Source organism: Flavobacterium sp. FlaQc-30, assembly GCF_044005885.1.
Lineage (GTDB): Bacteria > Bacteroidota > Bacteroidia > Flavobacteriales > Flavobacteriaceae > Flavobacterium.
Genome location: NZ_JBIPCO010000007.1, coordinates 224,371 through 241,291, shown reverse-complemented (window position 1 = coordinate 241,291; position 16,921 = coordinate 224,371). Strand labels below are relative to the sequence as shown.

At 36.2% G+C, this 16,921-nt stretch carries 8 protein-coding genes; 7 read left to right on the top strand and 1 reads right to left on the bottom strand.

Annotation, left to right across the window (positions count from 1 at the left end; translation table 11 throughout):
- The first annotated feature begins 152 nt into the window (after nt 1-152).
- The 3 genes from ACHRV0_RS16525 to ACHRV0_RS16515 are packed head-to-tail and all read left to right on the top strand — an operon-like array spanning nt 153 to nt 13,046.
- Nucleotides 153-10,154: a PKD domain-containing protein gene (locus ACHRV0_RS16525; RefSeq protein ID WP_395441645.1), complete on the top strand. Its 10,002-nt coding sequence runs from the start codon at nt 153-155 to the stop codon at nt 10,152-10,154.
- Between the two features lie 28 nt (nt 10,155-10,182).
- Nucleotides 10,183-11,106, top strand: coding sequence for a type IX secretion system membrane protein PorP/SprF (locus ACHRV0_RS16520; protein WP_129022877.1), 924 nt, complete (start codon nt 10,183-10,185; stop codon nt 11,104-11,106).
- An 11-nt stretch (nt 11,107-11,117) separates the two neighbouring features.
- Nucleotides 11,118-13,046: an OmpA family protein gene (locus tag ACHRV0_RS16515; protein ID WP_395441644.1), complete on the top strand. Its 1,929-nt coding sequence runs from the start codon at nt 11,118-11,120 to the stop codon at nt 13,044-13,046.
- 129 nt (nt 13,047-13,175) lie between these two features.
- On the opposite strand, the gene ACHRV0_RS16510 is transcribed toward ACHRV0_RS16515, so the two are convergent.
- The gene (locus tag ACHRV0_RS16510; protein ID WP_129053490.1) at nt 13,176-13,577 is read right to left on the bottom strand and encodes a DoxX family protein; all 402 of its coding nucleotides are present in this window, start codon (nt 13,575-13,577) and stop codon (nt 13,176-13,178) included.
- 224 nt (nt 13,578-13,801) lie between these two features.
- Between ACHRV0_RS16510 and ACHRV0_RS16505 the strand changes: the two genes are divergently transcribed.
- From ACHRV0_RS16505 to ACHRV0_RS16490, 4 genes are all read left to right on the top strand, one after another.
- Nucleotides 13,802-14,395, top strand: a complete 594-nt coding sequence (locus ACHRV0_RS16505; protein ID WP_206733582.1) for a TetR/AcrR family transcriptional regulator — start codon at nt 13,802-13,804, stop codon at nt 14,393-14,395.
- 12 nt (nt 14,396-14,407) lie between these two features.
- Nucleotides 14,408-14,617, top strand: a complete 210-nt coding sequence (locus tag ACHRV0_RS16500; protein ID WP_129022880.1) for a hypothetical protein — start codon at nt 14,408-14,410, stop codon at nt 14,615-14,617.
- A gap of 5 nt (nt 14,618-14,622) precedes the next feature.
- Entirely contained in the window at nt 14,623-15,852 is a 1,230-nt protein-coding gene (locus ACHRV0_RS16495) for an MFS transporter (protein WP_395441643.1), read from the top strand.
- A gap of 427 nt (nt 15,853-16,279) precedes the next feature.
- On the top strand, nt 16,280-16,876 hold the full coding sequence (locus tag ACHRV0_RS16490; RefSeq protein WP_129022882.1) for a Crp/Fnr family transcriptional regulator: 597 nt from the start codon (nt 16,280-16,282) through the stop codon (nt 16,874-16,876).
- Nucleotides 16,877-16,921: the final 45 nt, after the last annotated feature.

The window sequence follows — 16,921 nt, the reverse complement described above, 5'->3', positions numbered from 1 at the left end:
TATAAATCAGCCTCTTAAAGCTAACTTTTCATAAATTTGAGTACCCCCTATTTACAATCACCAAATCATTCTTTTCGAAATTAACGAACAACATAAATTTTAATTTAATGTGGTTATAAATTGTTCGTATCCACTTTGCAATCTCGAAGCCTATGAGACAATCTCTACAAATTAAGAAGCACTTTAAAAAACTGATTCCAGTATTATTTATAGTTCTGTTTAATACTATAAATTCATTCGCTCAAAACTGTACAGTAAATGCTGGAGTTCTAAATGTTACTATTTGTGAAACTGATGCTTTAGTTTTAGAAGGAAGTACTCCTTCGCCCATTATAGGTACCGTTTTGTGGTCTCAAATTTCAGGCCCTGCAGTTGTTATCAACTCACCAAATAGTACAAGCACTACAGTATCTGGTTATACAGGAGGGAATACATATATTTTTAGATACAGTGCAGTATGCGGAGATGGTATCTCAACCTATCAGGATAAAGTAGTTAATGTTGCACCTATAACTCGAGCACAAGCTGGAGGAGACGTAGCAAGTTGCCCTAACAGTGCAGGAACGTTAACTATTACTGCAAACACACCTCAGAATACAGGTGAAAATGGTTACTGGGAAATTGTAGGCAATAATAATGCAGGGGTTGTAATTAATTTTCCCAACTTACCAACTTCGACTATAAATCTGCCTGCAACAAGCTGCGGGGTAACCACATTACAATGGGTTATTGAAGGTCCAGAACTTGCTCCTGGAATTCGTTGCAGAACTACCTCACAAATTACTGTGACTAATTATGGCGGTGTCAAACCTATTTCGGCAGGGCCAGACCAAACATTAAGTAATTGTTACACTACTACACAAAGTACCAATTTAAATGGTACGTATGGCGGATGCGGCTTAAACGGACAGGGAGGCTTGTGGGCATTTGTAAGCGGTCCAAATACACCAACAATAAGCAGTCCAACATCAAATACTACTCAAATTTCAAATCTAACTGAAGGTACTTATACTTTTAGATGGACAGTAACAGGACCTTGTGCTTCTGGAAATGATTTAGTTTCGATTACTGTACCACCGGCAACACAAGATGTAACAACATTACCAGGCGGTGATGAAAATATATTCTTTTGTGACAATAGTATCACTCAGGTCACGCTTATTGCACAAACCCCTTTATATGCAGGTGAAACGGTACAATGGACACAAATTGCGGGCGGTCCAGGTGCTGTAATTGTTTCACCAACAAATCCTACTACATTAGTTACAGGCATCTCTGATTCAGGAGATCCTTATAAATTTAGATATACCCTTACTAATGCCAACACCGGCTGTGTTTTTACTAAAGATTATAATGTTCAGTACAATGGTGCGACAAGAACTATTGTTGCGAACAATGGCAGGGATATTGTTGGCAGCTGTAATGCAACCGTTTTTACAATTCCGCTTACCGTAACTGGTACGGGAGTAAATCAATATCGAATCACACATGGACCTGATAATTCTCCTTTAGCACCTTTCCCTACTACACTGCAAAATGTTGGCAATTCACTAACTTTAACCCTTACAGCTCCGGGAGATTATGTTGTAGAATTCGTTAGAAGTGAAAATGGTTCACTAAATGTTGGCTGTGATTATGGTTTTGATACTTTAAATATTCTTGTTTCTGGTGCTCCAACACCTTCTAATGCAGGATCTGATGTAAGTTTACCTTGCGGCGACACCACTACGATGCTTTCTGGTGTTATGACTGACGACGGCTTGCATTTTTGGAGTCAGTTAAATGGTCCAAATGAAGCTATAATTGCAGATGTTTTTGCAACAGACACGCAAGTAAGCGGGCTTATTCCCGGCACTTATGTTTTTCAATATATAACAAAAGGCGGCGGTGCTACCTGTGGTTTTTCAGTTTCAACTGTAAACATATATGTCTCTGGAAGTACCTTAAGCAGTACTGATGCAGGTCCTGATCACGTGGTTTGTACAAAAACTGATGTACCGCTTACAGCCAAACCTGCAGAAAGTGGAGAAATAGGCGGATGGAGTCAAGTCTCTGGGCCAGATACAATAACATTCTCTAATATACATGATCCTAATGCAATTGCTTCAGGATTTTTGACCTCAAATGCTACGTATGAGTTAAAATGGACAATTTCTTATCTGCATCCAGGACCATCATGTAGCGCCTCCGTTTCTGATAATATGCTTATCTACACGACCAACAATATTGCTCCAACGAGCTCTGACGCTGGACCAGATACTTGCTATCCTAATGGAACCAATACTTTTAACTTAAGCGGAAATACACCCGAAGGCTCAGATTTTGGAACTTGGACGGTCACTCCTTCTACAGGAGTTGTAATCGCTGATGTAAATGATCCAAATACTTTGGTCACAGTTCCTACAGATGGAACTTATACTTTTACCTGGGCAATAGTAAATAGATCAAGAATATGCATACCAAGTACGAGCAGTGTAAAGGTAACTATTGCTGGCACGCCGCCGGCAGCAAATGCTGGTCCTGATCAAGAAATTTGCGGAAGTGTAATAACTATGGCTGCTACAGTAAGCAGTGGTGCGACTGGAACATGGACACGAATATCCGGGGCTGGTAACTATACCATTAGTGACCAACATGATCCAAATGCTGTTTTTACGTTTACATTCAGTGGTTACTATATTTTTAGATGGACTGTAAATGCAGATATTTGTGGTGAAGCTTTTGATGATATTAATTTAACAATCGGAATTCCGCCTCACGTTGCTGCCGCTGGACCAGATCAAAATGTTTGTAATAATACCTCTGTAACAATGGCTGGAAATGCTTACGATAGTTTTTTTGAAGAAGGTCAATGGTCTGTTCTGACTGGAGCGCCAAATCAGCCTAATATTGTTGATCCATCTAATCCAAATACGGTTATTAATGGACTTGTAAAAGGAACTTATACTTTCAGATGGACAATTAATTCAAAAAGTGTGTTTTTATGTCCGCCAACATTTGATGATGTAATCGTAACTGTTTTGCCAGCTGCCAATGCAGGTCCTGATAAAACATATTGTGATGTAACCAGTATACAGCTTATAGGAAATGAAAACTCTTCTGGAACATGGACACTCTTTAGTACCACAGGAAATGTAAATGATGTTGTTATTACACAATCACCTCCAAATAGTTATATTGCAAATGCTACAGTGATTCCCGGAAACACTTATGTCTTTACCTATACTATATCTTCTTCTACCAATCCAGTTTGTCCTGGATCTTCAGATAATGTTACTATAGATGTATTTAGCGGTGCAAGCGTTGATCCTAATGCAGGAGCCGATCAAAACCTTTGTATTGCTGATGTTGGAGGTCAAACAGCTTTAGATGGAAACACACCTCCTCCAGATGTTTCAAAAGCTGAATGGAGATTTGTTTATCAGCCAACAGGAAGTGTTGCCGTTATTCAGACACCATCAGCACCAAAAAGCAATGTTTTAAACTTAACTGTTCCTGGACTTTATATTTTAGAATGGGTTTTTGAAAGTGCATCTTGTCGAACACTATCAGATATAGTTCGTATTGAAATGAATGCCCCTCCTAGTAATGCAGAAGCAGGACCTGATGATACTGCAGCTTGTCAAACTACATACACAACAGCCGCTTTGCCACCTGCAGTAGGTATTGGAACATGGACTTTTGATACTGTTCCAGCTGGAAGTACAGCTGTAATCGATAATCCAAACAGTCCTGTAACAACCTTATCAAATGTTACCGTCCTAGGAACTTATATATTAACATGGACAGTAACAAATGGTCCTTTTACAGATCCGTCATCATGTCAGCCTTCTGTTGATAAAGTTTCAATAACCTTTAATGACATTCCACCTTCTAAAGCAGATGCAGGACCTGATCAAGAATTATGTAATGTTGACTCTACTACTATGGCGGCAGTTCCTGTAACTTCTGGCATTGGTACTTGGACTAAGGCGTCGGGACCCGCTGTCAATATTGGTGCTCCAAATGATCCTAATTCTGTAATGCTTGGACTTCAGCCTGGTACCTATGAATTTTTGTGGACGGTGACAACATTAAATAATAATGGTTGTATTTCTGAAGATTCAGTTATAGTTACCATTTACAACCAGCCATCAACTGCTGATGCTGGACCAAATCAGACAGTTCCACAATTCTCTCCCGTAAACATGAACGCTTTACCTCCAACAGTAGGTACAGGAGAATGGACTCAAATAACAGGACCAAGTACGTTAGGTTTCGTTGACAGTACATCGCCAACAACAGCTGTTAGTGGAACTATTGCTGGCACATATCAACTTCAATGGACGGTAAGCAATGGAAATTGTGCTGTTTCTTCTGATGTTATGACCCTTACAATACTTTCTGTTTCAGATCTTGAATTAACAAAATCTGTATCTCCTACTCACGGAAGTGCGGGAGATGTAGTAACCTTTACAATTCAGATTTTTAATAACAATTCACTTGGAGGAACAGTAACAGCAACTGGTGTAGCAGTAAGAGATTATATTCCTACTGGTTTTACCATAGTGCCAGGATCAGCCAATTTATCTGGACAATATAATGTAGGAGATAATACTTTGACTTGGTACAATCTTACGATTCCTAACGGAGGAAGACTAAACTTAACATTCAAAGCTACAATAAATGCAGTCGGAAGTACATTAAATAAAGCCGAAATTGTAGAATCTAATCAATTTGATCCTGATAGTACGCCAAACAACCAAATAGAAACCGAAGATGATCAGGATAGTGTTTCGGTTTCAATAGACTCAGCTGATCTATCACTTCAAAAAACAGTTTCTCCAACGTCTGTAAGTATAAATGATAATGTAATATTTACGATTAGAGCAACGAACAGTGGTCCAAACAATGCCACAGGAGTAACGGTTTTAGACAAACTTCCACCAGGTTATACCTATGTCAGCGATAATGGCTCTGGCAAATATAACAACACTACCGGCATCTGGAATATAGGCAACCTAAACAACGGAAACTCTATCACATTGCAGATTACCGCAAAGGTAAATGTGGCGACATCTGCTAATTATAAAAACACGGCAGAAATACAAACTGCACGTCAAGTCGACCCAGACAGTACACCTGGAAACGGTCTTCCTGAAGATGATATGGCAAGTGCAAATATTACATTAAAATCTGCAGATTTAGAGCTTACTAAAACGGTAACTCCAACATCTGCTGCTGCGGGTCAACAAGTAGATTTTACTCTTAATCTAATCAATAAAGGTCCTGGAAATGCAACAGGAATAGCTGTACAAGATGTTATTCCGGTAGGTTATACATTAATTCCCGGATCTGTATCAGTTGGAGGAACATACCAAGTGGCAACAGCTACGCTTGAATGGAAAAATATAGCATTGGCAAATGGTGCTAATACTAACTTGACTTTTAGTGCATTTGTAAATCCGTTAGGAAGTTATAAAAATGTCGCTCAAATAACTGCCAGCGATTTACCAGATCCTGACAGTACGCCAAATAACGATGACGGTGACCAAAGCGAAGATGATGAAGACAATGCCGAAATTACTTATATAGGTCCTTCTGCTGATTTGTCATTGACTAAAAATGTAGTTGCAGGAAATACAAGTCCAGTAATAGGAAGTCAGATATCATTTGAACTTATCATTAGAAATGACGGTCCAAATAATGCAACTGGAATTGAAGTTAAAGATTTACTGCCAACTGGTTATGAATTTGTTAATTACAGTTCAACTTCAGGGCTTTATGACAGTACTACAGGTATTTGGACGGTTGGTTCCCTTGATAAAGGAGCTGTAGAATCGCTTATTATTGATGCCAAAGTACTGCCAACAGGAGTTTATAAAAATATTGCTCAAGTAACGGCCAGCAGTCTCCCTGACCCAGATAGTACGCCTAATAACGATGATGGTGATCAAAGCGAGGATGACGAAGCTAATGCAGTAGTCACTCCTATTCAACCAACATCTGATTTATCACTTACTAAATCGGTAAATAGATCATCACCTTTAATTGGCTCCAAAGTTACTTTTGAAATTATAGTTACCAATAATGGACCAAATGATAATACTGGCGTACAAGTAACCGATAAGTTACCATCAGGCTATACCTATGATTCATTTACAGTATCTACTGGAACATATGACCCAGCAACAGGTGTCTGGATTATTGGAAATTTAATAAATGGAAAATTTGAAACGCTTCAAGTTACTGCAGTCGTAAATCCAACAGGAGTTTATCTTAATTCTGCTGAGGTAACTGCCAGCGATCTTCCCGATCCAAATTCTACTCCAAATAATAATGTGACCACAGAAAATGATTATGCCGAAATTTCGACAACTCCAGTAACAGCTGTATCGGATTTATCTTTGACCAAAACAGTCAATAATACGACTCCAACAGTTGGTTCTTTAGTTACTTTTACAATTATTGTAACGAATGGAGGACCACAAGATAATACTGGTGTTGAAGTTACTGACTTACTTCCTTCTGGATATACATACAACAATTTTACACTATCAACTGGTGCTTATGATCCAACTACTGGAGTTTGGACTGTAGGTAATTTAGTTAATGGAAAATTTGAGACTCTGCAAATCACAGCACGAGTAAATGCATCTGGTAATTATACTAATAGTACCGAAATAACAGCTGCTGATCTCCCAGATCCAGATTCAACTCCAAACAATGGAAATACAACAGAAGATGATTATTCGACCGCAACGACAGTTCCAATATATCAATCTTCTGATTTATCATTAACGAAATCGGTTAGTAATACAACACCTCTGGTACGTACATTAGTAACTTTTGAAATAATTGTTACAAACAACGGTCCGCAAGATAATACAGGAGTTCAAGTTAAAGATTTATTACCTACTGGGTACATCTTAAATGGATATACAATTTCGACTGGAACCTATAATACATCAACAGGTATCTGGAATGTAGGTAATTTGATAAATGGTAAATCTGAAACTTTACAAATAACTGCCATTGTAAATCCTACGGGTGACTATATCAATATTGCTGAGATAACAGCAGCTGATCTTCCTGATTCAGATTCAACACCCAATAATGGAGTAACAACAGAAGATGATTATGATACTGCATCTGTAATTCCAATCCAGCAAGTAAATGATTCAGATTTATCTTTGACTAAAAAAGTTAATAATCCAACACCATTAGTTGGGTCTCAGGTGACTTTTGAAGTAGTAATTACCAATAATGGTCCAAAAGACAATACTGGTGTTAAAATAAAAGATTTACTGCCATCAGGTTATACTTATAATTCCTATACAATTACAACTGGAACTTACGATTCGCTTACAGGATTATGGACTGTGGGCAATCTAATAAACGGTAAATCAGAAACGTTACAAGTAACCGCAACTGTAAATAACTCAGGAGACTATTTAAATGTTGCCGAAGTTACAGCCAGTGATGTACCTGATCCAGACTCAACGCCTAATAACGGTGTTACAACTGAAGATGATTATGCGACAGCAACAACAACTCCAATAAAAAAATCTTCAGATTTATCATTATCCAAAATAGTAAATAATGCCACTCCGCTGGTTGGCACAATAGACACTTTTGAAATTGTAGTAACCAATAGCGGACCACAAGATAATACTGGTGTTCAGGTAACTGATTTATTGCCTTCTGGATATACATACAATAGTTTCACTGTTTCAACTGGAACTTATAATCCGACCACAGGAATATGGAACATAGGAAACTTGAATAACGGAAAATCTGAAACTTTACAAATAACTGCAATCATAAATCCAACTGGAAATTATCTAAATTCTGCCGAAATTACAGCAGCAGATCTTCCAGATCCTGATTCAACTCCAAACAATGGAGTAACATCAGAAGATGATTATGATAGTGCATTTACAGTACCGATATTAAGAGGAATTGACTCTGACTTATCGCTGACAAAAAAAGTAAACAATGCCACTCCTTTAGTAGGGTCTCAGGTAATTTTCGAAATTATTATCAGCAATAACGGTCCATTAGATAATACTGGCGTTAAGGTTCGAGATTTGCTTCCAAACGGATATACTTTTAATGGCTATTCGATCTCTACAGGAACTTATGATTCGACAACAGGAGTTTGGACTGTAGACGGTTTAGTTAACGGAAAATCAGAAACCTTAGAGATAATGGCAACCGTAAATCCTACTGGGGATTACACTAATGTTGCAGAGGTAATTGCAGCAGATCTTAAGGATCCTGATTCAACACCAAATAATGGAATATCAACTGAAGATGATTATGCAACAGCAACTACAGCTCCAACGAATGTGTCGGCCAATCTATCTTTGACCAAAACGGTTAATAATTCAACACCTTTAATTGGAGCACAAGTTACCTTTGAAATTGTTGTAACCAACAGCGGCCCGCAAAACACTTCTGGAGTACAAATAAAAGATTTACTCCCATCCGGTTATACTTTTAGCAGTTTTACCGCTACAAAAGGAACTTATAATAAAAATACAGGAATCTGGAATATTGGTTCATTTTTAAATGGAGATTCTCATACACTGCAAATCACTGCAATAGTAAATGCTGCAGGAAATTATCTCAATACTGCCGAAGTAACTGCAAGCAATATGCCTGATCCTAATTCAACTCCAAATAACGGAGTTGCCACAGAAGATGATTATGCAACTGCGCTTGTAACACCTTCAGTTCTTATGGCCGATTTATCGATCAGTAAAACTACACAAACAGGCAGTACAATGTATGAAATTGGTTCGACTGTTATTTTTAATATCACAGTAACAAATGATGGTCCCGGCGATGCAAGCGGTGTGAAAGTAAAAGATTTACTTCCTGCTGGATTTACTTATCTAACTAATTCAGCAACAAGCGGAGTTTATAATTATGCTACTGGAATTTGGACTACTGGAACCGTTAACAATGGAGAAACTCAAACTTTAGATATTTATGCCAAAGTAAATCCACCGACGGGCGCAGCAAATGAATATACTAATGAAACAGAAATTACTGCCAGCAATATGCTTGATCCTGATTCAACACCAAATAACGGAGTTAAAACAGAAGACGACTACGACAGTACTCAAATCAATGTTTCAATCGCTGATTTAAGTTTAGAAAAAACAGTAAGTAATAAAAATCCAAATGTAGATGAGGTTATAACCTTTACATTAAAGCTTAACAACGAAGGACCAAGTCAAGCAACCGGAGTTGCCGTTGATGATATCATTCCGCTGGGTTATCGAAACATTACCAACATCTCAAACGGAGGATTATTTAGAGGCAACATCATAAAATGGAATAACTTAACTGTTCCAGTTGGAGGCATTACTTTAACTTATCAAGTTACGGTTGCAAGCCCGCATGGACTTGACGGTTACGATTATTTGAATATCGCCCAAGTAACTGCTAGTGATCAATACGATCCAGACAGTAAGCCAAATAACGATAATGGTGATCAAAGTGAAGATGACGAAGACTCAGAATTCATCAACATTTCATCAACAGATATTGCTATAAACAAAGAGGTTGACAAAACAGATGTACCAATGTACAGCACCGTAACCTTTACTATTACAGCTGAAAATCTTGGAAACCTAACTGCTACAAATGTCGAAGTTCAAGATATACTTCCTAAAGGCTATAAATTAGATACATTCACTGTATCGGCTGGAGTATACAACAGTACAATAGGAACTTGGACGATTCCGTCTGTAGCTGTAAAAGGTTCTCAAACTTTAACGATAACTGCAAAAGTGGTTGATTTTAATGACTATTTAAACACAGCTCACTTTGTTAAAATGGATCAAATTGACAGCAACTCATCAAATAATCAAGACAGTGCAACCGTTGCTCCTAATTGTTTGAAAATTTTCAATGAATTTTCTCCAAATGATGATGGTCAAAATGATACTTTCTACATCGATTGTATCTCACAATATCCAGACAATCAGCTCGAAATATTTAATCGCTGGGGTAATTTAGTGTATTACAAAAAAGGATACAATAACACTTGGGACGGCAAGGCAGACGGATCTGCAAAAACACTTCCAGAGGGCACCTATTTCTATATTCTTGATCTAGGAAATGGTTCCCCAAAAACATCTGGATGGCTTTATTTAAAATAAAATAGCAATAACCAAAATAGAATTGGCTATGATTAAAAGTATAAAAAAGATTTTCACAATCCTTACAATGCTTTCTGTATTTGGTGCGATGGCTCAGCAAGATCCCCAATACACACAGTATATGTATAATACGCTTAGTGTTAACTCTGCGTATGCCGGCTCATTAGGGCACTTAGCTATAACAGGAATTTATAGAACTCAATGGGTTGGACTTGAAGGAGCGCCAAACACGCAATCTTTTACGCTCGATACTCCTCTTGGAAAAAACGTGGGTTTGGGTTTATCTGTTGTAAGCGAAGAAATAGGCCCTTCAGAAGAGCAATATCTAGATGCTAACTTCTCTTACACCATTCCATCAGGACAAACCCATAAATTGTCTTTTGGAATTAAAGGCGGCGGGAGAGTAATAAATATTGACTGGACAAAAGGAAGCTATAGAGATCCAGATGTTCAGTTTCGTGAAAACATCACCAATAAATTTCTTCCAGTAGTTGGTGCGGGATTATACTGGCATGGCGAAAGAGATTATATCGGATTGGCTGTTCCGAATTTTATGACCAGAGAACGATACAATTATGATGATATTGCCGATGATTTGGTTAACGAAAGAATGCATGTCTATCTTATTGGAGGAATTGTTTTTGATCTTTCAGCTCACACTAAGTTTAAACCAGCCGCAATGGTAAAATATGTAGCCGGAGCTCCATTAATTGCCGATTTCTCAGCCAATTTTATGTTCAATAACTGCGTAACACTAGGTGCTTCTTATAGAACAGGAGATTCTGTAAGTGCCCTCGCATCGTTACAAATTACACCGCAGTTTCTTGTAGGTTATGCTTATGATTATTCTACTACCGAATTACAAAACTACAATAGCGGCACACACGAAATTATGCTTCGATTTGAATTAGTATCACGCAAAAAGGGATTAAAATCTCCTAGATTCTTTTAATACTAGCAGCTATGGAAAAAAGAATTATTATACTCGCCTTGCTAATCATCCAAATGGTTAATTCGCAAACAAAGAACAAAACGGCCGATGCTCTTTTTGATAAAATGTATTATATAGATGCCGCAAAATCATATGAACTGTCAGTAAAGAATGGCGATACTTCAAAAGAAATTTTGCAGCGCTTAGGAGATGCACACTATTTTAATACCCAAATGCAAGATGCCAGCAAATGGTACAGCAAACTGCTTGCTGATTATTCTGCCGAAGTTTCAGCAGAATATTACTTTCGCTATGCACAGTCCTTACAGGGAATCAAGAATTACGATCTGGCAAAAAAATGGATGAAAAATTTCTCCGAGAAACAAAAATCATCTGATTCTAGAGCTCAAAACTTCTCTCTAAAAACAGTAACTCTCGAAGATATAAAAAAGATAAAACCACAGTTTATTTTAGAGAATTTAGAAATCAATTCCGCTTACTCCGATTTCGCACCAATGTTCTATAAAAGCGACTTAGTTTATTCAACAACAGTAGATTCCTCTTATTTAAAAACAGCAAAATATGGATGGAACGATCAGCCGTTTTTAAATATGCAGCTCGGAAAAATAAGCCCTACACAAACAAACGTAACTTTTAAAGAACGTTTTGCAAAAGAAATTACAACCCAATATCACGAAGCCTGTGTCGCTTTTTCTCCCGATGAAAAAACAATCTATTTTACTAGAAACAATTACAATGGCAAACTAAAAAGAGACGACAAAGGTGTAAATAATTTAAAATTATATTCTGCCAAAGCAGTAGAAAACAGCAACGGTACTGTTCGATGGGAAAATGTAAAAGAACTTCCGTTTAACAGTGACAACTATTCTGTTGGACAGCCAACTGTAAGCAAAGACGGTAAAAAACTCTATTTTGTTTCTGATATGCCCGGAACAATTGGTTCTACCGATATTTTTATGGTAGACATTTTGAGCGAAGACCAATATTCAAATCCTAAAAACTTAGGCGAAAAAATAAATACTAGCGGACGTGAAATGTTTCCGTTTATAACAGCCAAAGCGCTGTACTTTGCCTCAGACGGTTTTTTAGGTTTAGGAGGTCTCGACGTTTTTGAAAGCCGATTAAATAATGAAGTTTTTGATTCACCAGTTAATCTTGGCGCACCTTTAAACAGCAGTTTAGACGATTTTGGATATATTGTAAACGAAGAAACCAACAAAGGTTTTGTATGCTCAAACAGAAAAACGGGAAAAGGCGATGATGATATTTACTCTTTCGAAAGAAGCTGCACACAATCTATAGAAGGTTATGTTTTTGATGCCATTTCGAACAAAAAAATTCCAGGTGCCATAATTACACTCAAAAACAATGAAAACCAGCAATTGCAGCAAACCGTTTCTAGAATGGATGGAAAATTTGAGTTTGAAGAAAACATCAACTGCAATACACCATACACTATAGAAGCGGCTAAAGATAATTTTACAACCTCATCAAAAGCAATCGTTACTGCTGAGAATTCAGGAATAACCCAAGTGCCAATTGGACTTGATCCAAATCTAATAGAACGTAAAGATGGTATTCTAAAAATCAAAATCGGAATTATTTTCTTTGACCTCAACAAATCAGATATACGATACGATGCTGCAATAGAACTTAACAAAGTCGTTTTATTAATGAATCAATATCCTACTGTAGTGATAAAAATCGAATCTCATACAGATTCAAGAGCCGATGATCAATACAATCTGGAATTATCTGATCGTAGAGCCAAAGCAACCAGAGATTATATAATCTCTCAAGGGATTACTGCTGAACGAATTGAAAGTGCGATTGGTTACGGCGAAACCCAGCTCATCAATAATTGCTCAAACGGGGTTCCTTGTACAGAAGCACAACATCAAATGAACAGACGAAGCGAATTCATTATTACAAAAATGTAAAAACCTTAAATTACAAAGTTTAAATTCCAAACTCTAAGACTACGATTTGGAGTTTAAACTTTAGAATAGGGAATAAAAAAAAACGGTATTAAACCGTTTTTTTTTATTTGAATTCTTATCAAGAATATATTAATCCCAATTACTTTTTGTAGAAGCACTATACTTCCCTCCTCCAGTAAAAAACAAAACAAGTGCAGTAAAAAAGTAAAGACCAAGCAATTCTAAAGCCCAGCCTCCATGCTCACCCATTTTAAATATATCAGCACTATGAGCCATTAATGCTGCAACAAAACAATTAAAAGCATAAATTAATGCAGCGATTCTGGTTCTAAAACCAACTATAATAGCAATTGGTGCTAAAATTTCTCCCACTAATACTCCATACGAAAAGAAACCTGGAAGACCTTTTTCAACAAGCATTCCCGAAATATAGTCTAAAGCTCCATTAAACTTTGCAAAACCATGCAAAAGCATTAATAATCCAATTGTAATACGAAGTATTAACAGGCCAAAATCATTGTTTTTTCTCATTTTTTTAAAATTTAATTTAGTAAGACAAACCAGTTTTATAAACAAACTTTTTCATTTTGTACGATAACTGCTGGTAGTAAAAATAGCAAAAAAATCATACAATCTAAATCTGTCAAAAAAATCTGTTTTTTGTTTTATTGAAAGCCTCGTAATTTTTTTTATCATAAATAAGCAAACGTTCACTTATTATTATATCTTTGCTCTCAATTTAAATATCCTTTCATTTGAGAACTAGAGATAGTAATAAAGAAGAATTAGTTAAGCAAAAAACGATAGAAATGATTGTAAAGTATGGCATTGAAGGCTTTGCAATGAATCGTTTGGCAAAAGAATGCGGTATCTCTGTCGCAACCCTTTATATTTATTATGCAGATAAGGAGGATCTCATAAAAAAAATAGGGATTGAGATGGGAACATTCTTTTTTAAAAGCTCTTTAAAAGATTTTACTCCCGATATGCCTTTTGCAGTAGGGCTTGCTAAGCAATGGGAAAATCGGTCTTCATTTATGATGAACAATACTGATAAGCTAGTTTGCTGGGAAATTCTTCAAAACTCAAACTACGGTGATTTTATAGTAAATGAAAGCTTGATGGAATTAAAAGAAATCATGACAAAATTTCTAAATGGAGCCATCGAGAGAAAAGAAATTGTACCAGTTTCAAAAGAAGTATTTTGGAGTATCGCCTACGGACCTTTATACAATTTACTGCGTTTTCATGAAAAAGGAAAAGGATTGGGCGGAACCACTCCGTTTAAATTAACAAACGATGTACAACAAGAAGCATTACGTTTAGTAATCAAAGCACTAACACCCTAAAAATTAATAGCCATGAATGTCATGATATTTGCTACTAATATAAAAACAGAAACCAGCAAAAATAAAATTGCAGCATTCTTTAATACAAACAAATCAATCCTGCAATGGAGTATCGATCAAGAAGATATTGATTGTGTACTTAGAATTATAAGCGAAAATCTTAACGCAGGTCAAATAATCGAGATGTTGAACTTTCTTGACTTTGACTGCAAAGAACTTTAAAATAAATGAACGAAAAACAAACACTCAAAACAGGCTTTAACGGCTATCAAAAACTTGTCATATTTCTATTAGCCCTTACACAATTTACAGTTGTGCTCGACTTTATGGTAATGTCGCCCCTTGGAGATATTATGATGAAAACATTAAAAATTACAGCATCTCAATTTGGTATCGCCGTTTCGGCTTATGCCTTTAGTGCCGGAATTTCAGGACTGTTAACAGCAGGATTTGCTGATAAATTTGACCGAAAAAAACTTTTACTTTTCTTCTATATTGGCTTTACAATAGGAACTGTATTTTGCGCCATCGCACCAAGCTTTATATTACTTGTTGCAGCTCGTATTTTCACCGGTATATTTGGCGGTGTAATTGGTTCTATTTCTATGGCAATTGTTGCCGATTTATTCAGCTTGCAGCAAAGAGGAAAAGTAATGGGATTTATTCAAATGGGATTTGGAGTAAGTCAAGTTTTAGGAATTCCGATTGGACTATATATTGCTAATGCTTGGGGCTGGCACGTGCCTTTTTTATGGATAGCCGCCATGGCAGCGATCATAACATTGGTTTTATCCTTTAAACTGCAGCCAATTGTGGAGCATTTAAGTTTAAAACAAGAAAAAACACCTATTCAGCACTTGTGGCATACTATATCAAAACCACACTATCAAGTTGGTTTCTTGTCTACTGCCCTGCTCTCTATTGGAGGTTTTATGATGATGCCCTTTGGAAGTGCCTTTGCCATTAACAACTTAAAAGTAACTAATGATGAGTTACCATTGCTTTTTATGATTACTGGTGTTGCAACACTAATTACCATGCCTATCGCTGGAAAACTTAGTGATAAATTCAGCAAATTCAAACTTTTTGCTTTTGCCACTTTGTTTGCTATAATTGTAATGAATGTTTATGCGCATTTTGCCGCTACTCCATTTTGGATTGTATTAGTTACCAATATTTTAATGATGATGGCGATTATGAGCAGAATGGTGCCTTCAACAACATTAACCTCAGCTATACCAGAACCTCAGGATCGAGGAGCTTTTATGAGCATTAACTCTTCTCTACAACAAATGGCAGGAGGTTTTGGTGCTATGATCGCTGGATTAATCATTGTACAAAAAGACAATTATGCACCATTAGAACATTATGATACTCTAGCAATGGTTGCTTCTGTTATTATGCTTATAAGTATTTATTTAGTCTCTCGCGTCAGCAAAATTGTATACAAAAAGTGATAAGAAATAAGCTTTTATTTTAAGCAAAAAAAGAAACTAAACTAACAACTTTAAACTCCTGCATTATTTGTAGGAGTTTTTTATTTATCTGTAGGGATAAAAACTAAAAACTAAGATATTTTTCTGTTTTTGGAGAACGAAAATGTCTTTAAAAACTACCTTTAAGATTCATCGAATACAAAGAAACCCCACTATATCTGAATTTACTTAAAAAACTAGTAATTAATAAATTACAAACATTTTTAAATAATAAATTACTTTAAGAAACTAACATTTATCATGTTTTGATTTTTAGTAAATTCTTTCCTTTGTTTGACGCAACCAATATTCAAAACCAACCATCTCATAATGTATAAGAGCACTAATTTTAAAATTAAAAAAGCAGATAAATGCGTCACGTTTATTAATAAAGTAAATATTGATAAAAATGCACATTGATACTGATTTGCTGTATACGTGGGGAGCAATTGCAAAAAAAATTCCCAAAAACGCTATCATTTTTTATGAGAATGATCCTGCTCTATCCTTTTTTCAAATTTTAGAAGGAACTGTAAAAATGAGCTATACCAACGAAGATGGTAAAGATCTTACTATTGGTGTATTTAATAAAGGAGAGAGTTTTGGAGAACCGCCGTTAATTATTGGCGAGCCCTATCCTGCATCGGCATTAGCTCAAACGGACTGTGTTATTTTAAAGCTTTCTCGAATTAATTTTTTTTCCTTTCTAGAAGAAAACCCTGAAGCACAAAAGAAAATACTAAAACTATTTGCCTCAAGAATTTATAATAAAATCGTCTTCTCCAAAAACATTATTAACCATAAGCCCGAACATCGAATACAATATTTTTTAGATAATTTTAAAAGACAGCATTGCACAAAATCAAATCAAAAAATTAAGATTCCATATACACGTCAAGAAATTGCTGATTTTACGGGATTAAGAGTTGAAACTGTTATTAGAACTCTCACTCTTATGAAAAAGAATAAAAAAATTGAAATCATTGATCACAAATTATTCTACTAGAACGTCTAAAAAATTACAACTGTATGACTCAAATCATAATCTATG